This window comes from Lentzea sp. NPDC055074, from assembly GCF_053608005.1.
Genome location: NZ_JBSGUQ010000009.1, coordinates 34138 through 54872, shown reverse-complemented (window position 1 = coordinate 54872; position 20735 = coordinate 34138). Strand labels below are relative to the sequence as shown.

Sequence of the window (20735 nt, the reverse complement as noted above, 5' to 3'; positions counted from 1 at the left end):
GCTGTGGGGAGATGGAACCCATGTGGACCGGGGTAGTCATCGTTCTCGCGTCGGTGGTCGTCACGGCGGTCGCCCTCCTGCTGTTCGGGCGGTCCCGCGCCCACGACCAGGCCGACGACAGGGACGCCGACTCGCGCGGCTTCCTCGGCGCGGTGATCAGCGGCCTGTTCATCGTCGCGCTGGCCTTCTACATGGTGATCGTCTGGGAGGAGGGCGGTGCGGCCGAGGACAACGCGGGCCGCGAGGCCGCCTCCGTCGCCGACGTCTACTGGCAGACCGCCGTCATGCCGCAACCCCAGCGCGACGCCATCCGCTCGCTGCTCACCGAGTACCCGAAACTGGTGGCGGACAAGGAATGGCCGAAGCTCGCGGCCGGCGAGTCCGACGACACGACGACGGAGACCCTGCACGCGCTGCACACCGAGATCCTGTCCCTGCCCTCGTCGCCCGACCAGGTCAAGAGCGCGCGCGAACGGTCGCTGGAACGGATGCGGGAGATCACCGACCTGCGGCGGGACCGGCTCGACTCGGCGGGCGGTCTCGACAACACCGGCAGGATCATGCTGATCGGGACGATCGCGGGTGCCGTCGCGATGATCGTGTTCCCGATGCTGATCGGGTTCACGGCGCGCAAGCGGCACATCCTGCAGATGAGCCTGACCTCCGCCGTGCTCGCGTTCGTGTGCGTGCTGTGCGTGGGGATGACCCAGCCGTTCGACGGGTGGTTCCGGGTGTCGCCGGAGTCGTTCACGAGTCTCACGGAGGAGCTGGCCGGGATACCGGTGGACGAGAACCGCTGAAAACCGTAGAACTCTTCTACGCCTGCATCTTTCAGGTCAATTCGGGTCCGAAAGGATGGAACGGGAGGGACCGGCGGGTCTACTTTTCCGTCCATGCCCAAGAGAGTGTCCACTGTGCTGGGTCGCGAGTTCGGCGACAACCTCCGCGCCGAGATCACCCGCACAGGTCTGAAGGAGGCCGAACTGGCGCGACGGCTCGGCTGGGAGCACGCCAAGTTGTCGGATCTGGTCAACGGCAAGGGTGGGACCTCGTTGGAGGAGTTCACCTACCTGCTGGGCGTGTGCGGTGTGAAGCCGGAGGACCTGCGGTACCTGAAGGGACTTTTCCTGGAGTCCAGGGAGAAGGGCTGGCTCCAGCTCTACGAGTCCGTACTGCCACCCCACGTCCGGACGCTGATCCAGCACGAACGGCTCGCCAAGGAGATCGTGATCTGGAGCTCGCTCTTCATCCCGGGGCTCCTGCAGATCGAGGCCTACGCCCGCGCCGTGGCCGAAGACTCGCCGTTCGTCAAGAAGGAGACCATCGGTGAATGGGTCTCCGCCAGGATCGAGCGATCCGGAATCGTGGCAGGGCACAAGAAGTTCGTCTTCTACGTATACGAACCGGTGCTGCACTCAGCGGTCGGCGGTCCCGACGTGCTCGCGGAGCAGCTTCACGAGTTGTTGCGCATGCTCATCCGGCCGTACATCACGCTGCGGGTCGTGCCGGCGGGGCGCGCGCTCACCGGCGACTTCACCCTCCTGAAGTTCGAGAAGTACGAGCCGGTCGTCTTCGACGGAGGCCTGAACTCGGCACTGTTCCTCGACGACAAGGCATCGATCGGCCTCTACCAGGATGTGGTGAAGCAGATGGACCGCGTCGCCCTGGGTAGGGAAGAATCCAGGGAGTTGATCACCAGCATCGTGTCCTGAGGAGGCTCGGATGGCCGAGTGGCGGAAGAGCAGCTACAGCGCGACCGGCCAGGACTGCGTCGAGGTCGGACGCGGCGTCGGCATCCGGGACTCCAAGGCGCCGTTCTCCCACGTGCAGGTCGAGCCGGCCGCGTGGGAGGCGTTCCTGCGGCTGGTCACCGGTAACGCCGGCTGAGGCGGTGGAGATTCTCCCTCCGAGCAGTTTCGACGTGGGGGAGAATCACGATGTGGGGACGCAGGACCGCGGCGCAGCGGCTGGCCGAGTCGGCCGGGCTGAGCTGGAAGCACCTCGACGACCAGGGTGAGTCGAGCGTCGCGAAGGCGGCGGCCTGCGCGGCGGCGGACAGTGCGCTGCCGGACGACGTGCTGCCGATGGTCGGGAAGGTCGCGGAGAAGCTCGCCGCCGAGGAGGCCAACCACGGGCTCGTGGTGGCGCTGGTGGAGAACCTGCAGAACCTGACCTCGCACGGCCTGGAGCAGCTGCGCACGGCAGACGAGGTCCTGGCGGTGCTCGGGCCGCGCTGCCTCGTCGTGTGGGAGGCGGTCGAGAAGTTCTGGTCGGCGGTCGCCGAGTGGCGCCGGGGGACCGGTGAGCCGCTGAAGTCCGGTGTGGACCTCCGGATCATCGAGAACCAGCAGTTGCGCGCCATCATGTGGTCCTCGAACAGGAGTCTGGACGACGACACCCGCGTCGGTCTCGCCGACGCGCTCCTGTACGAGAAGGCGGGCGGCACCCCGATTCCCGGCTACCGCGAGCTGTTCGGTTCCTGACGCGGGACTGCCCGCCTGCGAGGCAGGCGGGCGGCACCACCGCGGCAGGGGGTCAGTAGCCGCGGTCGGGCAACATCACCCAGAGCACGATGTAGACGACGAACTGAGGTCCCGGCAGAAGGCAGGACAGCAGGAACAGAAGGCGCACGGTGCCCGCCTTCATCCCCCAGCGCTGGGCGAGCCCCGCGCAGACACCCGCGATCATCCGGTTGGTCCTGGGCCTGCTCAAAGCAACTGTCGTGGTCATGAACCAAGGGTGCCCGTTTTCGGCCGTTTGTTGCATCGGGGGCGAACCCTGATTTGACCCCGATGAGCGACGTCACCCGGATTCGGGGACGCGTACTGCAACAGGACGGGCCTGCGAGACGTTGTGCTAGCCGACGGACGCGGTCGAGAGCTGGTCGACGAACCGCAGGCACGTGGTGCGCATCGTGTCGACCGTCATGGCCCTCGAACCCGCGAGGACCTGCAGCGCGAGGCCGTCGAGCATGCTCACCATCATGTTCGCCAGCTCGACCGGGTCGCCGGGCGCGAGGATGTCGCCGGAGGCCTGGCCGTCGCGGAAGATGCTGGCCACGATGTCACGCCACTCGCCGTAGAAGCGCTCGTTGAGCTCCTGCAGCTCGGGGCTGCGGATGGCCTCCACCCAGAGCTCCGCCCAGACCTTCCACGCCTCGACGGTCTCGGCGCCCTCGGGGAGGTACGACTCGACCACCATGCGCAAGCGGGAGAGCGGCGGCTCGTCGGACTCGAGGATCCAGCGCCTGCGCGTCACCGAGACCTCGAAGCAGTGCTCGAAGGCCGCGTCGGTGAGCTCGCGCTTGGTCTCGAAGTAGTAGTGGACCGTCCCGCCGGACACGCCGGCGTCCTTCGCCACGTCGGACACCCGGAGGTGGCGGAAACCCTCAGCCGCGATCACCTTGCAGGTGGACGCGAGGATCTGCGCCTTGCGTTCGGCTTCCACGCTTGGACGGGGCATCCGTCACCTCCTGATATTTACGCCGAACCTTACCGAAACGGGGAACGGAGCCGGTGCCAGTCGGCCTTTCCCGCCTTCGTCAGGGGCGACCGGGGAACAATCGTCACCCCGCTGGGCTGGTAAAGCTCACCCAGTTCGGCCACCATCGAAGCACGAATCCTGTCGACATCGACATCCGGTCCCCCGGTGAGCAGGAAAACGTGCACGACCTCGCCGAGCGCCTCGTCGGGCTGGGCGACGGCCGCTGCACGCCGGACGCAGGGAAGCGTCACCAAGAAGTCGTCGAGCAGCCGCGAATAGATGTTGTCGGACGTTCTACCAGTGACGATGACGTCTTTGCCGCAGTCGTTGAGGTGCAGAAAACCATCGGTGTCGAAATAACCCATGTCGCGGGTGTTGAACCATCCATCGGCCGTTTCGCTCAATGGCGGTTCGCCCCTTCGGGCGTGAGTCGACATGCTTTTCGTCGACTCACACCCGGATCAGGTCCCGGTCATCGGCAGAGCCCTCCATCACGAATGGACCGCGCACCCGCACGTCGCCGTCGCGGCGCCGCTGCCGCGGGTGATGAGCGTGTTGCACAGGACGTTCGTCGGGGGCGCGTCGCGCATCCGCCCCCAGCGGTGTGCGTTCGACCAATGCCCGCAGCCTCTCCAACACGAGATCGACATAGGTCATACGTCCTGTGTACGTCCGTGCCTCGTAGGCTGATCGGGTGGTCGCACCCCCCATCGCGCCGGAATCGCCGGAATCGCCCGCCCGCAGGCGGAGAGTGAGCGTTCCGGTCCTCACGCGCATGGCACTCGCCGTCGTTGGCGGTGTGCTGATCTACCTGAGCTTTCCGCCGCGTCCGCTGTGGTTCCTGGCGCCGGTCGGGTTCGCGCTCCTCGCGCAGGTGATCTACGAGAGGCGTGCGCGCGCCGGGTTCGGGTACGGACTGCTGTTCGGGCTCGGGTTCATGGTGCCGCTGCTGCGGTGGACGGGTGAGTTCGTCGGCCTGATCGCGTGGCTGCCGCTCGCGCTGGTGTGCGCCCTGATGATCTCGATCGGCACGACCGCGATGGCCTTCGTGTCGCGCGTGCCGGGCTGGCCGCTGTGGGCCGCGTGCCTGTGGGTGGCGGACGAGGCGCTGCGCGGCGTGGTCCCGTTCGGCGGCTTCACCTGGGGCAAGATCGCGTTCGGGCAGCCGGAGGGGTGGTTCCTGCCGCTCGCGTCGCTCGGCGGGGCGCCGCTGGTGACGTTCGCCGTGGCGCTGACCGGGTTCGGGCTCTTCTGGCTCACGCGGAACTGGAAGCTCGCCGCGCCGCTGGTCGTCGTGCCGCTGGGGGTGGGGCTGGTGGTGCCCGTGGGGGTGGACGCCTCCGCCGGGACCGTCACCGTCGCCGCGATCCAGGGCAACGTGCCGCGCGCCGGGCTCGACTTCAACTCGCAGCGCCGGGCCGTGCTCGACAACCACGCGAAACGCACCACGCAGCTCGCCGCCGACGTCGCCGCGGGCAAGGAGAAGCAGCCCGACGTCGTCATCTGGCCGGAGAACTCCTCGGACATCGACCCGTTCCGCAACCCCGACGCCGCCGCCGTGATCGACGCGGCGGCGAAGGCGATCAAGGCGCCGATCGCGGTGGGCGCCGTGGTGGTCGACAGGTCCGACGGGCTGCCTCGCAACCAGGTGGTGCTCTGGGACCCCGAGAAGGGGGCCACGGACACCTACACGAAGCGCAAGCTGCAGCCGTTCGGCGAGACGATGCCGATGCGGTCGTTCTTCCGGCTCTTCTCCTCGACCGTCGACCGGGCGGGCGTCTTTCAGCCCGGCACGGACCCCGAGGGTTTCGTCATGGGGCCCGCCAAGGTCGCACTTGACACATGTTACGAAGTGGCGTTCGACTCAGTCGTCCGCGACTCCGTGACGGCCGGCGCGACGATCATCGCGATCCCGACGAACAACGCCACGTTCGGGTACACGGAGATGACCTACCAGCAGCTTTCCATGTCCCGGCTGCGTGCGGTGGAGCACGGCCGGGCCGTGGTCGTGGCGGCCACGTCGGGGGTCAGCGGGATCGTTCAACCCGATGGTTCCGTCACTCAGAAGACTGGCCTTTTCGAGCCGGGAGCCCTGGTCGCGACACTGCCGCTGAGGTCGCAGACTACGCTGGCGACTTGGCTAGGAGCCTGGCCCGAGTGGGTGATTGCCGCTGCGGGCCTCGCGGCGTTGGCGCTGGGCTTCACCCGACGACGGAAGGACTCGAATGGCGCAGCAGCCTGACCAGGAACTCGGGCAGGTGCTGGTGGTGATCCCGACCTACAACGAGCGGGACAACATCGGAAAGATCGTCAAGAGGCTGCACACGGCACTGCCCGACGTGCACGTGCTGGTGGTCGACGACGGCAGCCCCGATGGCACCGGCCAGCTCGCCGACGAGATGGCGGCCGCTGACGACCGGGTCCACGTGATGCACCGCACCGAGAAGGCCGGTCTGGGCGCCGCGTACGTCGCGGGCTTCCAGTGGGCGCTCGACCGCAACTACGGCGTCATCTGCGAGATGGACGCCGACGGCTCGCACGCTCCGGAGCAGCTGCACCGGCTGCTCGACGCGCTGCCGAAGGCCGACCTCGTGCTGGGCTCGCGCTGGGTGCCGGGCGGCGAGGTCGTGAACTGGCCCGCGCAGCGCAAGTTCCTCTCGCTGGGCGGCTCGCTGTACTCGCGGCTCGCGCTGGGCGCGAACATCCGCGACATGACCGGTGGCTACCGGGCGTTCCGCGCGGACACGCTGCGCAAGCTGAACCTCGCCTCGGTCGCGTCCGCCGGGTACTGCTTCCAGATCGACCTGCTGTGGCGGACGATCGAGCTGGGCTTCCGGGTGCGCGAGGTGCCGATCACGTTCCTCGAGCGCGAGTTCGGCGAGTCGAAGATGAGCGGCAACATCGTGCGCGAGGCCCTGATCCGCGTGACCAAGTGGGGCCTGCGCCGTCGCGGCAACCAGGTCAAGGCGTTGCTGGGCGGCAAGAAGAAGTAGTCGACCGGCCGCTTCGGACCGTCTCCCGTGGACGGTCCGAAGGCGGCGGCCGTCATCTCCAGTACTTGCCGTCGGACGGGCACACGTGCCCGGTGCCGTCGCACGTGGTGCAGTCCCCGAACGTCCACTGCACCTTGCCGTTGCCCTTGCAGGTGTCGCAGCGAATCGTGCTGCCGTGGCACTTCCTGCAGTTCGCGGGTCTGCCGTTCCAGGCCATCTCACGCCTCCCGGGATCCGTTGGTGAACCTCCTGTCGGCAGGGGCCGCGCGGGCGTTTCCGGATCCGGGAAGATTCGTGGTCGAAGGTAATCAGCCGGGCTTCGGGCCGGGCATTACCGTTGTCCCATGGGCCTTGCCGACCGCATGATCCGCCTGCTGTGGGCGGCCGGTGGCGAGGCCGTCGCGGAACGGGTCCTGCGCGCGCACTGGCGGCAGCTGCCCTCGGACGACCCGCTGGGCCGGGCGTTGCGCTCACGGCTCGTGGAGGCGTTGCGGGCCGAGGTGCCCGATCGCCTCGCCGAGATCCGCGAGGCCGTGCTGGTCGATGAGCTGACCCTGCTCAACGCCGCCGAACGGGTGCGGCCGAGCCGTGCGGCGGTGCTCACGATCGTGCGTGCATTGCCCGGCTCCTGACTGGGTACCAACCAGGCATGACGCTCGTATCCGAACGCCACCCGGTCCGCGCTCTCGGGCTCTTCGCGGGCGCCGTGCTCGTCACCGCCGTGGTGGGGTCGCTGTTCTCCGTGTCCGCCGGCTCGACGTACATGGCGCTGGAGCAGCCTTCCTGGGCGCCGCCCGCGTGGCTGTTCGGTCCGGTGTGGACGACGCTGTACGTGATGATCGCGGCCGCCGGGTGGCTCGCGTGGCGGGCTGGGGCGACGAGGCGTGAGCTGGCGCTGTTCGGTGCGCAGCTCGTGCTGAACGCGGCCTGGACGCCGTTGTTCTTCGGGCTCGGCTGGTTCTGGGTGGCGTTCGCCGAGATCGTGGTGCTGTGGATCGCGATCGTCGCGGTGATCGTGGCGTTCTACCGGCGCAACAAGGCCGCCGGTCTGCTCCTCGTGCCCTACCTGGGCTGGGTGAGCTTCGCGGCGGCCCTGAACCTGTCGATCGCTCTTCTCAACTGACCGGGCTCAGCCGACCGGGACGAACTCCCGCAGCACCTCCATGCCGGTCATCGCGGGCGCGCCGGCCGGTTCGGGGCCGAGCACGCGGGCCAGGACCGGGCCGAGCACCTCGCGGAAGAAGCGGTCGGCGTGCTCCTTCGACTCCCACACGGCGATGATCCGGAACTCACCGTCGGCCTGACAGGCGTAGCGGGCGCGCAGACCCTCGGGGTCGGCCGCGCCCATCACCTGGTCGAGCTGGTCGAGGGAGCGGGTCGGCGGGGTCGCGATGGTGAGCCACATGGGGTCCTCCTCGGTCGGTGTGGTTCCCAACGTAGGAAGTTCGCGCTGGTCAGCCATCCGCCGGAGTACTCGGTGCGGTACTCATCCACGCCGCGATCTGGCTGCGGGTGCTGAAGCCGAGCTTGGTCAGGATGTGCTGGACGTGGTTCTGGGCGGTCCGCTCGGAGATCACCAGCCGGCGCGCGATCTGCCGGTTCGTCATGCCCTCGGTGACGAGGGTGGCGACCTCGTGCTCGCGGCTGCTCAGCTCGGTCGTGGTGAAGCCCGTCATGCCCAGCGCGCGGATCGCCCGGTCGGCGGCCCGTTGCACGGCGTCGGCGTCGCGGCCCAGAGCGCGCAACGCCGCCGCGAGGTGCCAGCGGGCCTCGGCGGCGAACGCGGGCGCACCGGCCCGGGAGGCCTCGTCGACGGCGGCGGTGAGGTCGGCGACGGCCTGGTCGTGCTCGCCCAGCGCCAGGTGGCCGCGGCCGAGCGCGAGCGTCACCGGGCCCATGTAGGCGACGCCGTTGCCGGCCGCGTGTTCGCCGCGGAACTCCGCGAGCCGCGGCAGGATCAGCTCCAGGTCGCGGGTCAGGCCCAGCCCGGACGTCACCAGGACGGCATCGACCAGGCCGGGCAGCACGAAGAACGCGGGCAGATCCCACTGCTCGACCGGGCCGCAGCGGCGGTAGAACTCGAGGGCCTCGTCGCGCAGACCCGCGCGCAGCAACAGGAACGCCCGCGTGAGCTTCGACATCAGCCGGAACCGCGGCGGCGGGTCGTGGAAGTGCCGGGCCAGCGCGAGGCCGTCCTCGGTCGGGCCGAGATGGCAGGAAAGCCCGCACTGCAAGGCGAAGTAGGCGCCGGACGCCGGTTCGCGCTCGATCACCCGCATCCGGTCGTAGCCGCGCCGCCCGATCTCCTGGGCCTGGGCGAACCTGCCCTGCGCCTGGGCGATGCACGCCGTCACGACATCGAGGTGCCACAACGGGACCTGACCCCCGACGCGTTCGCAGGCGAGCCGGAGCGCCGGTAGTTCTTCTTGCGCGGCAGCGAGTTCGCCGCTCTCGACCAACGCGTGGACGCGCCACAGCGAACCCCACATCGCGCCGCGCGGGCTGTGCGTGCGGTGGGCGAGGCCGATCATCTCGGTGGCGAGGCCGAGGCGTTCGGCCCGGCCGGACGGTCCGGGACACGCCTCCTGCCTGGCGTGCAACGCTTCCGCGAGCGCGCGGTCGTCACCCCGGGCCAGCCGCAGGGCTTCCCGGCTGAGCTCGTCGAGCCTGTGCTGCTCACCTTGGTAGAACGCGAGATGGCTGCGCTGGGCGAGCAGCCGGGCACGCGTGGCGGAGCTGACCTCCTGGCGCAACGCGTTGTCGCACAACGGGGTCGCGACCGCGTTGACGCCCGCGCCGGGTGCGGCTTCGAGGACCAGCGCGGCCTCCGCGATCTGCTCGGGGGTCGTCGCCAGTTCGGCGGCGCGCTGGGCGGCCCGGACGCACCCCGCGAGGTCCCCGGCGAAGTACGCGGCCCGGCCCAGGGCGACCTGGACCTCGTGGGTGTCGTCGAGGCCGGCCGCCACGCGGTAGAGACGGACGCCCTCCTCGTAGGCGAGCCTGGTGACCGCGTCCCGCGCCGCGCGGATCGTCCACGCGCGGGCCTCCTCGGTGGCACCGCAGGCGTTCCAGTGCCGGGCGACGTCCGCGTACCGCGTGCTGCCCGCCATCGCTTCGGCGATCCTGCGGTGCAGGGCGCGGCGCTCGGCCGGGGAGAGCGCGGCCTCGACGGCGTCCCGCGTCAGCGCGTGCACGAACCGGTGCCCGGTCGCGTCGATCAGCGTCGTCGCCTCGTCCAGCGCGCCGATCGGGAGCCCCGAGGCCGCCGCGGCCAGGTCGAGGTCGAAGTCGCGGCCGATCAGCGCCGCCGTCCTGACGAGCTCGCGGGCCTGCGGTGACAGCCGGTCGAGCCGGGCGGTGACGATGTCGCGGACGCTGCGAGGTGGCTGGTCGGCACGCCACGTGCCGTCGCCGATCGCGCGGGCGATCTCCGTGACGAACAACGGGTTCCCGCTGGTCAGCTCCGAGATCGTGGCCGCGTGCCCGGCGCCGACGAGCTCGGCGACCTCGCCCGCGGACAGGCCGTGCAGGTCGATCCGGTCGGCGGAGCGCATGAGGTCCGCGACCGCCGGGCACGGGTCGCGGAAGGTCGCGAACAGCAGCACGTTGCGCAGGTGCGTGGCGAGGTGGGCGAGCACGAGCAACGAGGCCTCGTCGGCCCAGTGGACGTCCTCGACGATGATCACCAGGCCGTCGCGGTCCAGCGCCGTGGCGATCGCGTCGAACACCCGGAACCTGTCCTGCGGCACCTCGGCGTCGTGGGCGAGCACGAGATCGGGGTCCGCACCGGTCGCCTTCAGCACCTGCCGCCACGGCCAGAACGCGGGTGCCCCGGCGGTCTCGACGCAGTGCCCCCACACGACCTGCCGGCCGAGCGCGAGCGCGTGCCCGGCCAGCTCCTGGGCCAGCCGCGTCTTGCCGATGCCCGGTTCGCCGCCGCAGAGCACCAGCCGTCCGGTTTCCGCCGCGAGCCACGACCGTGCCGCGGCGAGCTCGCGAGCACGCCCCACGACCTTCACACCTGGACATCGCCTCCGCCCGCGACCACGTTTCCGCGTAAATGGTTCGCACGCCTGGTCAGGTTCCGGCAAGGTGGTCCGCATGCGCCGCTATCAGCTCAGCTCAGGCTCTCCGTCGTGATGCCGTAAGGCCTCACCGACGTCGAGAGCCGCCCGCCCGTGCGACACGGGTCAGGGCGGCTTCTTCGTGTCCGGACCAGGGTGGAGAAGGGGCTGTGGAGCCCCGCCCGTCTGTAAAACGGGAGCCTCGCGCAGAGTCGGTTCGACTCCGACCTCCACCACCGTTGCGCCACCGGGGTGACCCCCGGCAACACACCCCTTCCTCCCCGCGACCTACCAGTGGAGGAAGGGGAACACATGTCCATCGACATCCAGCAGCCCCGGCCGCAGGGCCTGGTCGGGAGCCACGTCTGCATCGCTGGCACCGCGGGCGGCGCGTTCGAGGCGCAGTTCGGCTACCGGATCCACGAGGGCCACGACGAAGTCGTCGGCGGGTTCATGGCCGGGGACGGGGTCGGCGGCCACGGCCAGTTCCAGGTCGGGGTCGACGTCTCGGCTGCGTCGTTCGCGCTCGACCGGCTCTTCGTCGAGGTGTTCTGGACCTCGCCCGAGGACGGTGCCGAACTCGACAAGGTCATCGTGCCTGTCGTCTACGGGCCGCGGATCGTGCCCGGCTACCGCGTTTACCAGGAGTACGAGATCCAACCCGGTGACACGCTGTGGGGGATCGCCACCCAGTTCTACGGTTCCGGCAACCTCTACACGCGACTGGTGCGGGCGAACCCGCACGTCATCACGGACCCAAACGTCATCACCCCGGGGTCCGTCATCCGGGTTCCGCAGTCCTGACCCTCCGGGTCCTCCCTCGCCGCGGACAGGGGGAGGGCCCGGTCGTGAGTTGGGACACGGGCTCAAGTGAAGCTGTGCCGAGGACCTGGTGCCTTGTTGGTTTCATACAAAGCACGCTGCTCAACTCGTTCCGATCCAGCGGTTCAGTTACCGGCTGGTAGACGAGAGTGTGTACATCGATTGGGCGGCGACTGCCGCTGAGGTTGTCTGTCCGCGAGGAGAGAAGTCGTTGTTCAGTCGTGTAGCGATCGTCAACCGCGGGGAAGCCGCAATGCGGCTGATCCACGCCGTCCGTGAGCTCGCCGCCGAGTCAGGGGAACGGATCGAGACCGTCGCCCTGTACACCGACGTCGACAAGTCGGCGCCCTTCGTGCGCGAAGCAGACCTGGCCTACAACCTCGGCCTGGCCGCTGACCGGCCGTACCTCGACCTCGGGGTGCTGGAGAAGGCGCTCGTCGAGACGAAGGCCGACGCCGCGTGGGTCGGCTGGGGCTTCGTCGCCGAGATCCCCGAGTTCGCCGAGCTGTGCGAGAAGGTCGGCGTCACGTTCGTCGGCCCGTCCGCCGAGGCCATGCGCAAGCTCGGGGACAAGATCGGCTCGAAGCTGATCGCCGAGGAGGTCGGCGTCCCCGTCGCGCCGTGGTCGCGCGGCGCCGTCGAGAACCTCGAGCACGCCTTGAAGGTGGCCGAGGAGGTCACCTACCCGTTGATGCTCAAGGCGACCGCCGGTGGTGGCGGCCGGGGCATCCGCAAGATCACCTCTCCCGCCGAGATGGAGGAGAACTTCGAGCGCACCAGCCTGGAGGCCGCGCGCGCGTTCGGCTCCGGCGTGATGTTCCTGGAGCGCCTCGTCACCGGCGCCCGGCACGTCGAGGTGCAGGTCATCGCCGACGGCCAGGGCACGGCGTGGGCGCTCGGCGTCCGCGACTGCTCGGTGCAGCGGCGCAACCAGAAGATCATCGAGGAGTCGGCGTCCTGCGTGCTGGAGCAGCACCAGGTCGACGAGCTGAAGTCCTCGGCCGAGCGGCTCGCGAACGCGGTGGGCTACCGCGGCGCGTGCACCGTCGAGTTCCTCTACCACCCCGGTGAGAAGCTCTTCGCGTTCCTCGAGGTGAACACCCGCCTGCAGGTCGAGCACCCGATCACCGAGATCACCACCGGCTTCGACCTGGTCAAGGCGCAGCTGCACGTCGCCGGTGGCGGCAGGCTCGAAGGCGAGAAGCCGGTCGAGCTCGGCCACGCCGTCGAGGCCCGCCTGAACGCCGAGGACCCGGACCGCGACTTCGCGCCGTGCCCCGGCACGATCGTTCGGCTGGAACTGCCCGCCGGCCCCGGCATCCGCGTCGACACCGGTGTGGCCGAGGGCTCGCAGATCCCCGCCGACTTCGACTCGATGATCGCGAAGATCATCGCGTACGGCCGCAACCGCGACGAGGCGCTCGGCAAGCTCCGCCGCGCGATGGCCGAGACCACGGTCATCATCGAGGGCGGCACGACCAACAAGAGCTTCGTGCTCGACCTGCTCGACGAGCCCGCCGTGATCGACGGCTCCGCCGACACGTCGTGGATCGACCGCGTCCGCGCCGACGGCGGCCTCATCTCGCACCGCCACTCCGCGATCGCGCTCGCCGCGGCCGGCATCGAGGTGTACGAGGACGAGGAGCAGATCAACCGCACCGAGCTGCTCGCGTCCGCCCGTGGCGGCCAGCCGCGCACGAACCACGAGGGCGCGGTCAAGCTGGAGTTCGTGCTGCGCGGTCAGCCGTACGTCGTGACCGTCGCCCGCGTCGGCGCCGCGAGCTACCGCGTCGGCGTGTCCGCCGCGGACTCCGAGACCGTGCTGACCGGTGACGTCGACGTCGAGCGGTTCGACCACCACGTCGGCCAGATCACCGTCAACGGCTCCCGGTTCCGCGTCGTCACCGGCACGCACGGCGTCGTCCACCAGGTCGAGGTCGACGGCGTCACCCACCGCGTCACGCGCGACGAGGGCGGTGTCCTGCGCTCGCCGATGCCCGCGCTCGTCGTCGCCACGCCGCTCGCGGTCGGTGCCGAGGTCGAGGCCGGCGCACCGGTGCTCGTGCTGGAAGCGATGAAGATGGAGACGGTGCTGCGCGCGCCGTTCCGCGCCCGGCTGAAGGAGCTGAACGTCGTCGTCGGCACCCAGGTGCCCGCCGGTGGCGCGTTGCTGAAGCTGGAGGAGATCGAGGACGAGGCCGGCGCCGCCGAGGTGGCGAAGTCCGACTCCTCGGTCGAGCTGGAGCTGCCCGCGCCGCGCACGGACGTCCGGCCCGAGGACCTCGCCGCCCGCGGCATCGACGACCTGCGCAACCTGCTGCTGGGCTTCGACACGACCGCCGCCGACACCGAGCGCGTGCTCGCGGACTACATGGGCGCGCGGGAGGACCTGCGGGAACGGCCGCTGGTCCAGGAGGCGACGCTGCTCGGCATCTTCGCCGACCTGTGCGACCTCTCGCGCAACCGTCCCGCCGGTGAGGAGACCAAGCCGGAGAACCACATCCACTCTCCGCGCGAGCACTTCCACACCTACCTCAAGACCCTGGACGCCGACCGCGCCGCGTTGCCGGAGGGCTTCCGCGCCCGCCTGCAGAACGTGATCGGCCACTACGGCATCACCGAGCTCGACCGCACGCCGGAGCTGGAGCAGGCCGTCTTCCGCATCTTCGTGGCACTGCGCCGCGGTGTGTTCGACGCGGCCGTCGCCACGACCCTGCTGCGCCGGTGGGTGGAGGAGGCGCCGCCGGTCGAGTCCGAGCGCGTGCGGGTCGGCCTGGTGCTGGAGCACATCATCGCCGCGACGCAGGTCCGCTACCCGGCGGTGGCCGACCTCGCCCGCAGCGTCGTGTTCACCTGGTTCGCCCAGCCGCTGGTGCGCCGCAACCGCGCCCGCGTGCACAGCGAGGTCCGCAAGCACCTCATCCACCTCGACGCGCAACCCCACGCGGCGGACCGCGAGGAGCGGATCGTCGCGATGGTGGCGTCGGCCGAACCGCTGGTGCGCCTGCTCGGTCAGCGCATCGGCAAGCCCGGCGCGGACAACACCCCGTTGCTGGAGGTGCTGGCCCGCCGCTACTACACGAAGAAGGCGCTGGAGAGCCCGCGCATCGACGGCGCGTTCTTCATCGCCGAGAACGAGCCGGAGCAGACCAGGCTCATCTCGACCGCGGTGGAGTTCCCGTCGCTGACCGAGGCCGTCGGTGACGTCGTCAAGCACGGCAACGGAAGCGCCGTCGTCGTCGACCTCTACGTCAACTGGCCCGACGGTCCGTCCGACCAGGACGAGATGGCCGCCGGTCTCGGTGCCGCCCTGGCCGCGCACCAGCTGCCGCCGACGATCACCCGCATCACCACCACGGTCGCGGGCCGCCGCGGCGAGTCGATGCACCACCACTTCACGTTCCGCCCGTCGTCCAACGGGTTCGCGGAGGAGAGGCTGGTGCGCGGGCTGCACCCGCGCATCGCCGAACGCATGCAGCTGGAACGGCTGCGCGAGTTCGACCTCACGCGTCTGCCCTCTGTGGACGAGGACGTGTACCTGTTCCGCGCCGTGGCCAAGGCGAACAAGTCCGACGAGCGTCTCGTGGCGCTGGGCCAGGTCCGCGACCTGACGCCGTTGCGCGACGACGAGGGCCGGATCGTGGCGCTGCCCGCCGCGGAGGACGTGCTCGCCACGTGCCTCGACGGCATCCGCAGGGCCCGCGCGCAGTCCGGTGGCCGCACGCGCCTCGCGACCAACCGCGTCGTGCTCTACGCGTGGCCGCCCACCGAGCTCGGGTCGAAGGACCTGGACGCGATCGGCCAGCGCGTGCTGCCGACCACGGCAGGCCTCGACCTGGAGGAGGTCCTGTTCCTGGCGCGCCGTCGCGACCCGGTCTCCGGTGACATCTCCGACATCGGTGTGCGGATCGCGAACGACGCGGGCTCCGGCGTGCGGTTCTCGTTCGTGCAGCCGCCGACGGACCCGATCCAGCCCCTGGACGACTACCGCCAGAACGTCCTGCGCGCCCAGTCGCGGGGCACGATCTACCCGTACGAGCTGGTCGAGATGCTCGTCGGCGACGGCGGGTCGTTCGTGGAGCACGACCTCGTCGACGGCGCGCTGGTGCCGGTCGACCGCCCGCGCGGCGGCAACAAGGCGGGCATCGTCGTCGGTGTCGTGACGACGCCGACCCCGGCGTACCCCGAGGGCATGAAGCGCGTGGTGCTGCTGGGCGACCCGACGAAGTCGCTGGGCGCGCTGGCCGAGCCCGAGTGCTCGCGGGTGATCCACGCCATCGACCTGGCCGAGGAGCTCTCCGTTCCGCTGGAGTGGTTCTCGCTCTCGTCCGGCGCGAAGATCTCGATGAGCTCCGGTGTCGAGAACATGGACTGGGTGGCCGCGGCTCTCAAGCGGATCGTCGAGTTCACGCAGGACGGTGGCGAGATCAACGTCGTCGTCAACGGCATCAACGTCGGCGCCCAGCCGTACTGGAACGCCGAGGCCACGATGCTCATGCACACCAAGGGCATCCTGGTCATGACGCCGGACTCGGCGATGGTGCTGACCGGCAAGCAGGCGCTCGACTTCTCCGGTGGCGTCTCGGCCGAGGACAACTACGGCATCGGCGGCTACGACCGCGTCATGGGCCCGAACGGCCAGGCGCAGTACTGGGCCCCGAACCTGCGTTCGGCGTTCGACGTGCTGCTGGGCCACTACGAGCACAGCTACATCGCGCCGGGCGAGTCCGGGCCGCGCCGGGTGTCCACTTCGGACCCGTCGTCGCGCGACGTCTCGTCGTACCCGCACGTGGTGGGGGACAGCCCGTTCACCACCGTCGGCGAGATCTTCTCGATCGAGTCGAACCCGGACCGCAAGAAGCCGTTCGACATCCGCACCGTGATGCGCGCCCTGTCCGACCAGGACCACGAGGTGCTGGAGCGCTGGGCCGGCATGGCCGACGCCGACACCGCCGTCGTCCAGGACGTGCACCTCGGCGGCATCCCGGTGACGCTGCTGGGCATCGAGTCGCGCGGTGTGTCCCGCACCGGCTTCCCGCCCACCGACGGCCCGGACACCTACACCGCCGGCACGTTGTTCCCGAAGTCGTCGAAGAAGGCGGCCCGCGCGATCAACGCGGCCTCGGGCAACAGGCCCCTGGTGGTGCTGGCGAACCTGTCCGGCTTCGACGGCTCGCCGGAGTCGATGCGGGAGCTGCAGCTCGAGTACGGCGCCGAGATCGGCCGCGCGATCGTCAACTTCCGCGGCCCGATCGTCTTCACCGTGATCTCGCGGTACCACGGTGGCGCGTTCGTGGTCTTCTCGAAGGCCCTGAACCCGTCCATGACGGTGCTCGCGGTCGAGGGCTCGTTCGCCTCGGTCATCGGCGGCGCGCCCGCCGCGGCCGTGGTGTTCGCCCGTGAGGTCGACGGCCGCACGGCCAACGACCCGCGCGTGAAGAAGCTGGAGTCCGCGGTGTCCGAGGCCTCGGGTGCCGAGCGCTCGGCGCTGACCGCCGAGCTCGCGACGACCCGTCAGGGCGTGCGGACCGAGAAGCTGAACGAGATGGCCGCCGAGTTCGACCGGGTGCACAGCGTGCAGCGCGCGGTGGAGGTCGGGGCGGTCGACGCGATCATCTCGGCCTCGCAGCTGCGGCCGGCGATCATCAAGGCGATCGAGGACGGTCTCGCGAAGTAGCGTCTAGGATCAGGCCCGGTCATCCCGTTGGGGTGGCCGGGCCTTTTTCCTGGGGGAACCGTGCGGGACATCGCCGAACTGACCGATGTGGACGATCCGGGGTGGCCGGTCGTGCTCGAGGCCATCGCCGCCGGTCCGACCGAATGCGTTGTGCTACCGGCCGATCCGGAGACGTGCCGGGCGACGTTGTCGCAGCTGCAGGTGACCGCGCGGTCGTTGCTGGGCGCGGTCGTGCTCAACAGCGGTGGGATGGTGCTGCACCACGGGTGGCTGCGGGTCTGCGGCGGGTCCGGAGGCTCGATGGCAGGTCTGGCCGAGGTGAACGGGTTTCCGGCCCAGGCCGATCCCTCGTGGGCACCACCGGCCGGGCTGGTCGTCGCGCACGACGTGCTGGGCGGCGAGTTCGTGTTGAACGGCATGGACCCCGCGCGGTCGGGCCGGCCCGGTGAACCGGGGCAGATCGTCTACTTCGCGCCGGACACCCTGGAGTGGGAGACCTTCGACGGCGGCTACAGCCACTGGTTGATGTGGATGCTGGGCGGCGGGCTGGAGGAGTACTACTCGACGGTGTTCTGGCCGTCCTGGCAGACGGAGGTCGCCGCGCTCGGCCTGCGGGAGGGGATCGTGATGTACCCGCCGCTGTGGTCGGCCGAGGGATCGTCGGACGTCGCGGGCACCAGCCGCAGGTCCGTGCCGATGCCCGAGCTCGTCGCCTTCCACGCCGACACGGCCAGGCAGCTCGGCTGATCACTCGTTGGCGATCCCGAACGGGACGTGCACGCACGGCACCGTCGGGATCAGGTGCCCGCGCTGGTCGTCGAAGAAGATGTGCGGCTTGAGCACGTCCAGGATCGGCGCCTTCTTCAGGCCTCCCAGGAAGAACGCGTCGTTCACCGTGAGCCCCCAGGCCTTGAGGCTGTTGATCGCGCGCTCGTGGGCCGGGGCGGAACGGGCCGTCACCACCGAGACGCGGACGCGGTCCTCGGCCTGGCGCTGGATCCGGTTCACGCCCGCGAGGAAGTTCCTGAGCGGCCCGGGATCCAGTGGCGTGACGACGTTCGTGGCCTCGTGCCGCTGGAACTGGTCGAGGCCGCCGCTCTGGTAGATCCGCTCGGACGCGTCGTCGGCGAGGACGCCGTCGAAGTCGAACGCGATCCGCAGCGCCGGATCGTCGTCGTCCTGGAACGACGACGTGAGCACCTGGCCCGCGGGCATGCCCGCCCTCGTCGCCCTGCGGACGTCGTTCTCGTTGGCGGACAGGAACAGTGACATGTTCAGCGCCGGCATGAACTCGTGCGGGGCGCGGCCCTCGGTGAAGATCGCGCGGGTGATCGTGAGGCCGTGGTGGGCGGCCGACCGCAGGATGCGCAGGCCGGTGTCGGGGGAGTTGCGCGACAGCACGATCACCTCGACCAGCGGTGCCAGCGCGTTGAGCCGAAGCAGGCGGCGGAGGAACGGGAACGCGACGCCCGCGGCGAACGGTTCGGCGAGGTGCGCTTCCTGGTAGGCGCGGTAGGCCTGTTCGCCCTCCGCCGAGAAGACGGCGTCGGACTGCGTCAGGTCGAACAGAGCGCTCGACGCGACGCCTACGACCAGGAGGTTCTCCAGGCTGGGAGCCACATCACGTGATCGTAGCGGCCCGGTTCGCGCTTTTCTGGTACGGTCGTACCAATGTACTGGGTGGTGCTGGTGGCCTCTGGTGTGCTGGAGGCGGTGTGGGCGACGGCGCTGGCCGCGTCCCGCGGTTTCCGCCGGCCGTGGCCGGTGGTGGTGTGGGCCGTGACGATGACGCTGAGCCTCGTGGGGCTCGCGTGGGCGATGCGGGGCATCCCGGTCGGCACGGCGTACGCGGTGTGGGTCGGCGTGGGAGCCGTGCTCACGGTGCTCGTCGCGGTGCTGCGCGGTGAGGAGAAGCTCGGGGTGGCCAGGGCGTTGCTGCTCGTCGCGTTGATCGGCTGCGTCGCGGGCCTGAAGGTGGTGAGCTGATGTACTGGGCCGTGTTGCTGGCGAGCGCGGTGCTCGAAGCGGTGTGGGCGACGGCCTTGTCGCAGGAGTCCTATGTGCTCTTCGCGGTGGCCACGACCCTGAGCATGGCGGGGCTTTCCATTGCCATGAAACGGATTCCGGTCGGCACCGCGTACGCCGTGTGGGTCGGCATCGGCGCCGCCCTGACCGTGACGTGGGCGATGATCACCGGCGAGGAGACGGTCTCCGCGTGGAAGATCGTGTTCCTCACCGGGATCATCGCCTGCGTCATCGGCCTGAAGTTCCTGAGGTCAGGAGACTCAGGCGTTGATGGTCCACCGCTGGTTGGCGGTGCCGGCGCAGTCCCAGAGCTGAAGCCTGGTGCCGTCGGCGGAGCTGTTGCCGGTGGCGTCGAGACACCTTCCTGACGCCGTGTTGCGCAGCTGACCGTTGGCTTCGGCGGTCCACTGCTGGTTGCCGGAGCCGGTGCAGTCCCAGAGCTGCGTCACGGCCCCGTTGGCGGTGCCGGACGCGTCGAGGCACTTGCCCAAGGCGCGCAACGAGGTGCCGTTGCGAGTCCACTGCTGGGCGTTGGTGCCGTTGCACGAGTAGAGCTGGACGGCGGCACCGTTGGCGGAGTTCGCCGCGGCCACGTCCACGCACTTGCCGCCGAAACCGGTGATGGTGCCGCCGGTCGGAGGCTGGGGGTTGCCGTTGCCGGCGGTCTCCCAGATGGCGTTGAGCAGGCTGGTGCTGCCGGTCGTGTCCTGGGAGAGCTCCCAGTTCATGATGCCGCCCGCGTTCGACAGCGCCCACGTCGTCTTGCGCTTGATCGTCGGGATGCCGTTGTACTGGTTGCCGTTGTAGCTGTCGCGGTTGGCGTTGGCCGGGTCCTGCGCGACGAGGTCGCGGTAGGAGATGTAGGTCGGCCGGCTGTAGAACGGGACACCGAGGACGGCCTTGCTCGCCGGCAGTCCGCGGTTCTTCCAGAAGTTGACGGAAGCGATCGACCAGTCGTAGTTCGCGTGCGGGCTGCCACCGTCGTAGGCCATGATGTTCAGCCAGTCGACGATGCCGAACACCGCGGGCTGCACGCCGTTCGCCGTGCCGCCCTCGCTCACGACCGCGGCGGTGAGGAGCTTGCCGCGGCTGTGCAGCTGGTCGCCCAGCTGGCGCATCAGCAGCGTGTAGTTGTCACCCTCGACGCCCGGATCCGGGTACTCCCAGTCCATGTCGACACCGTCGAGGTTGTACTGGTTGACCAGGTTGATCAGAGCGTTGACGAACGTCGTGCGGCCGTTCGCGCTGGCCGCGAGGATCTCGAAGTTGTCGTCGTTGCCGTCGTTCCAGCCGCCGACCGCGATCGAGACCTTGACGCCGTTCTGGTGGCCGAGGCTCACCAGCTGCTGCAGCTTGGCGGGATCGGGAACGCCCTGGAGCGTGCCGTTGGAGTTCGGCAGCACGAACGAGTAGTTGATGTGCGTGAGCTTGCTGTACTGGATCGAGCTGACCGAGCCGGACCACGACGGCATGTAGCCGACGCTCTTGAACCCGGCGGGGTAGGCGGCCTGCGCGGCAGGCGCCATGACTGTCATCGTCGCCGCGGCGGCGGCCAGCGCTAGGCCGGCGGCACCGAGGCGTGAACGGAATGAACGCATTGCAGGGGAGGCCTTCCACTTCGTCGAGCGCCCACCGCGACGTTAGTGGTCTAGACCGGTTGCGGGTAGATCG

At 69.8% G+C, this 20735-nt stretch carries 22 protein-coding genes and 1 tRNA gene; 14 read left to right on the top strand and 9 right to left on the bottom strand.

Going from position 1 to position 20735, the window contains the following annotated elements:
• Nucleotides 1-20: 20 nt before the first annotated feature.
• From ACWF7A_RS21600 to ACWF7A_RS21585, 4 genes are all read left to right on the top strand, one after another.
• Nucleotides 21-800: a bestrophin-like domain gene (locus ACWF7A_RS21600; RefSeq protein WP_452252255.1), complete on the top strand. Its 780-nt coding sequence runs from the start codon at nucleotides 21-23 to the stop codon at nucleotides 798-800.
• 93 nt (nucleotides 801-893) lie between these two features.
• Nucleotides 894-1712 (top strand): helix-turn-helix domain-containing protein, encoded by an 819-nt coding sequence (locus ACWF7A_RS21595; RefSeq protein ID WP_452252254.1) that lies wholly within the window; start codon nucleotides 894-896, stop codon nucleotides 1710-1712.
• A gap of 10 nt (nucleotides 1713-1722) precedes the next feature.
• Nucleotides 1723-1887 (top strand): DUF397 domain-containing protein, encoded by a 165-nt coding sequence (locus tag ACWF7A_RS21590; RefSeq protein WP_452252253.1) that lies wholly within the window; start codon nucleotides 1723-1725, stop codon nucleotides 1885-1887.
• A 50-nt stretch (nucleotides 1888-1937) separates the two neighbouring features.
• On the top strand, nucleotides 1938-2483 hold the full coding sequence (locus tag ACWF7A_RS21585; protein ID WP_452252252.1) for a hypothetical protein: 546 nt from the start codon (nucleotides 1938-1940) through the stop codon (nucleotides 2481-2483).
• Nucleotides 2484-2535: 52 nt separating this feature from the next.
• Here the strand turns inward: ACWF7A_RS21585 and ACWF7A_RS21580 are convergent, their stop codons facing one another.
• The 4 genes from ACWF7A_RS21580 to ACWF7A_RS21565 form a co-directional block, all read right to left on the bottom strand.
• On the bottom strand, nucleotides 2536-2730 hold the full coding sequence (locus tag ACWF7A_RS21580; protein WP_452252251.1) for a PspC domain-containing protein: 195 nt from the start codon (nucleotides 2728-2730) through the stop codon (nucleotides 2536-2538).
• Nucleotides 2731-2856: 126 nt separating this feature from the next.
• A complete protein-coding gene (locus ACWF7A_RS21575) occupies nucleotides 2857-3462 on the bottom strand; it encodes a TetR/AcrR family transcriptional regulator (protein ID WP_452252250.1) in 606 nt (201 codons plus the stop codon).
• 29 nt (nucleotides 3463-3491) lie between these two features.
• Nucleotides 3492-3887, bottom strand: coding sequence for an AMP-binding enzyme (locus tag ACWF7A_RS21570; protein WP_452252249.1), 396 nt, complete (start codon nucleotides 3885-3887; stop codon nucleotides 3492-3494).
• A 46-nt stretch (nucleotides 3888-3933) separates the two neighbouring features.
• Nucleotides 3934-4140 carry a hypothetical protein gene (locus tag ACWF7A_RS21565; RefSeq protein ID WP_452252248.1) on the bottom strand — a complete coding sequence of 69 codons (207 nt, stop codon included), beginning with the start codon at nucleotides 4138-4140 and terminating at the stop codon, nucleotides 3934-3936.
• A 94-nt stretch (nucleotides 4141-4234) separates the two neighbouring features.
• Between ACWF7A_RS21565 and lnt the strand changes: the two genes are divergently transcribed.
• Nucleotides 4235-5725, top strand: coding sequence for an apolipoprotein N-acyltransferase (lnt, locus tag ACWF7A_RS21560; protein WP_452252247.1), 1491 nt, complete (start codon nucleotides 4235-4237; stop codon nucleotides 5723-5725).
• Complete coding sequence (locus tag ACWF7A_RS21555) at nucleotides 5709-6476, top strand: polyprenol monophosphomannose synthase (RefSeq protein WP_452252246.1); 768 nt, start codon at nucleotides 5709-5711, stop codon at nucleotides 6474-6476. Before lnt ends, ACWF7A_RS21555 begins: the two co-directional genes overlap by 17 nt.
• A gap of 52 nt (nucleotides 6477-6528) precedes the next feature.
• Here the strand turns inward: ACWF7A_RS21555 and ACWF7A_RS21550 are convergent, their stop codons facing one another.
• Complete coding sequence (locus tag ACWF7A_RS21550) at nucleotides 6529-6693, bottom strand: hypothetical protein (RefSeq protein WP_355299429.1); 165 nt, start codon at nucleotides 6691-6693, stop codon at nucleotides 6529-6531.
• Nucleotides 6694-6820: 127 nt separating this feature from the next.
• Here ACWF7A_RS21550 and ACWF7A_RS21545 point away from each other — a divergent pair, with 127 nt between their 5' ends.
• A complete protein-coding gene (locus ACWF7A_RS21545; protein WP_452252245.1) occupies nucleotides 6821-7108 on the top strand; it encodes a hypothetical protein in 288 nt (95 codons plus the stop codon).
• Between the two features lie 17 nt (nucleotides 7109-7125).
• Nucleotides 7126-7599, top strand: coding sequence for a TspO/MBR family protein (locus ACWF7A_RS21540; RefSeq protein ID WP_452252244.1), 474 nt, complete (start codon nucleotides 7126-7128; stop codon nucleotides 7597-7599).
• A gap of 6 nt (nucleotides 7600-7605) precedes the next feature.
• Here the strand turns inward: ACWF7A_RS21540 and ACWF7A_RS21535 are convergent, their stop codons facing one another.
• Together ACWF7A_RS21535 and ACWF7A_RS21530 are read right to left on the bottom strand one after the other, a co-directional pair.
• Nucleotides 7606-7881 carry a hypothetical protein gene (locus ACWF7A_RS21535; protein WP_452252243.1) on the bottom strand — a complete coding sequence of 92 codons (276 nt, stop codon included), beginning with the start codon at nucleotides 7879-7881 and terminating at the stop codon, nucleotides 7606-7608.
• Nucleotides 7882-7930: 49 nt separating this feature from the next.
• Nucleotides 7931-10486: an ATP-binding protein gene (locus tag ACWF7A_RS21530; RefSeq protein ID WP_452252242.1), complete on the bottom strand. Its 2556-nt coding sequence runs from the start codon at nucleotides 10484-10486 to the stop codon at nucleotides 7931-7933.
• 209 nt (nucleotides 10487-10695) lie between these two features.
• Between ACWF7A_RS21530 and ACWF7A_RS21525 the strand changes: the two genes are divergently transcribed.
• From ACWF7A_RS21525 to ACWF7A_RS21510, 4 genes are all read left to right on the top strand, one after another.
• Nucleotides 10696-10776: transfer RNA gene (locus ACWF7A_RS21525), tRNA-Tyr, on the top strand.
• Nucleotides 10777-10852: 76 nt separating this feature from the next.
• Nucleotides 10853-11344: a Gmad2 immunoglobulin-like domain-containing protein gene (locus ACWF7A_RS21520; protein ID WP_452252241.1), complete on the top strand. Its 492-nt coding sequence runs from the start codon at nucleotides 10853-10855 to the stop codon at nucleotides 11342-11344.
• A 229-nt stretch (nucleotides 11345-11573) separates the two neighbouring features.
• Complete coding sequence (locus tag ACWF7A_RS21515) at nucleotides 11574-17039, top strand: ATP-binding protein (RefSeq protein WP_452252240.1); 5466 nt, start codon at nucleotides 11574-11576, stop codon at nucleotides 17037-17039.
• A 60-nt stretch (nucleotides 17040-17099) separates the two neighbouring features.
• The gene (locus tag ACWF7A_RS21510) at nucleotides 17100-17786 is read left to right on the top strand and encodes a DUF2625 family protein (RefSeq protein WP_452252239.1); all 687 of its coding nucleotides are present in this window, start codon (nucleotides 17100-17102) and stop codon (nucleotides 17784-17786) included.
• Here ACWF7A_RS21510 and ACWF7A_RS21505 read toward each other — a convergent pair whose 3' ends face one another.
• Complete coding sequence (locus ACWF7A_RS21505; protein ID WP_452252238.1) at nucleotides 17787-18659, bottom strand: 5'-nucleotidase; 873 nt, start codon at nucleotides 18657-18659, stop codon at nucleotides 17787-17789. It abuts the gene before it with no gap.
• A 51-nt stretch (nucleotides 18660-18710) separates the two neighbouring features.
• Here ACWF7A_RS21505 and ACWF7A_RS21500 point away from each other — a divergent pair, with 51 nt between their 5' ends.
• Nucleotides 18711-19025, top strand: a complete 315-nt coding sequence (locus tag ACWF7A_RS21500; protein ID WP_452252237.1) for a DMT family transporter — start codon at nucleotides 18711-18713, stop codon at nucleotides 19023-19025.
• Nucleotides 19025-19432, top strand: coding sequence for a DMT family transporter (locus tag ACWF7A_RS21495; protein ID WP_452252236.1), 408 nt, complete (start codon nucleotides 19025-19027; stop codon nucleotides 19430-19432). Before ACWF7A_RS21500 ends, ACWF7A_RS21495 begins: the two co-directional genes overlap by 1 nt.
• Here the strand turns inward: ACWF7A_RS21495 and ACWF7A_RS21490 are convergent.
• Nucleotides 19325-20590 (bottom strand): glycosyl hydrolase family 18 protein, encoded by a 1266-nt coding sequence (locus tag ACWF7A_RS21490; RefSeq protein ID WP_452252235.1) that lies wholly within the window; start codon nucleotides 20588-20590, stop codon nucleotides 19325-19327. The genes ACWF7A_RS21495 and ACWF7A_RS21490 overlap by 108 nt on opposite strands.
• Nucleotides 20591-20735: the final 145 nt, after the last annotated feature.

What these genes read in the sequence shown, in the direction of transcription:
- ACWF7A_RS21600 (WP_452252255.1), top strand. Translation starts at nt 21, where the DNA reads ATGTGGACCGGGGTAGTCATCGTTCTCGCGTCGGTGGTCGTCACGGCG.
- ACWF7A_RS21595 (WP_452252254.1), top strand. Translation starts at nt 894, where the DNA reads ATGCCCAAGAGAGTGTCCACTGTGCTGGGTCGCGAGTTCGGCGACAAC.
- ACWF7A_RS21590 (WP_452252253.1), top strand. Translation starts at nt 1,723, where the DNA reads ATGGCCGAGTGGCGGAAGAGCAGCTACAGCGCGACCGGCCAGGACTGC.
- ACWF7A_RS21585 (WP_452252252.1), top strand. Translation starts at nt 1,938, where the DNA reads ATGTGGGGACGCAGGACCGCGGCGCAGCGGCTGGCCGAGTCGGCCGGG.
- ACWF7A_RS21580 (WP_452252251.1), bottom strand. Translation starts at nt 2,730, where the DNA reads ATGACCACGACAGTTGCTTTGAGCAGGCCCAGGACCAACCGGATGATC.
- ACWF7A_RS21575 (WP_452252250.1), bottom strand. Translation starts at nt 3,462, where the DNA reads ATGCCCCGTCCAAGCGTGGAAGCCGAACGCAAGGCGCAGATCCTCGCG.
- ACWF7A_RS21565 (WP_452252248.1), bottom strand. Translation starts at nt 4,140, where the DNA reads ATGACCTATGTCGATCTCGTGTTGGAGAGGCTGCGGGCATTGGTCGAA.
- ACWF7A_RS21555 (WP_452252246.1), top strand. Translation starts at nt 5,709, where the DNA reads ATGGCGCAGCAGCCTGACCAGGAACTCGGGCAGGTGCTGGTGGTGATC.
- ACWF7A_RS21550 (WP_355299429.1), bottom strand. Translation starts at nt 6,693, where the DNA reads ATGGCCTGGAACGGCAGACCCGCGAACTGCAGGAAGTGCCACGGCAGC.
- ACWF7A_RS21545 (WP_452252245.1), top strand. Translation starts at nt 6,821, where the DNA reads ATGGGCCTTGCCGACCGCATGATCCGCCTGCTGTGGGCGGCCGGTGGC.
- ACWF7A_RS21540 (WP_452252244.1), top strand. Translation starts at nt 7,126, where the DNA reads ATGACGCTCGTATCCGAACGCCACCCGGTCCGCGCTCTCGGGCTCTTC.
- ACWF7A_RS21535 (WP_452252243.1), bottom strand. Translation starts at nt 7,881, where the DNA reads ATGTGGCTCACCATCGCGACCCCGCCGACCCGCTCCCTCGACCAGCTC.
- ACWF7A_RS21520 (WP_452252241.1), top strand. Translation starts at nt 10,853, where the DNA reads ATGTCCATCGACATCCAGCAGCCCCGGCCGCAGGGCCTGGTCGGGAGC.
- ACWF7A_RS21500 (WP_452252237.1), top strand. Translation starts at nt 18,711, where the DNA reads ATGTACTGGGTGGTGCTGGTGGCCTCTGGTGTGCTGGAGGCGGTGTGG.
- ACWF7A_RS21495 (WP_452252236.1), top strand. Translation starts at nt 19,025, where the DNA reads ATGTACTGGGCCGTGTTGCTGGCGAGCGCGGTGCTCGAAGCGGTGTGG.
- ACWF7A_RS21490 (WP_452252235.1), bottom strand. Translation starts at nt 20,590, where the DNA reads ATGGCGCCTGCCGCGCAGGCCGCCTACCCCGCCGGGTTCAAGAGCGTC.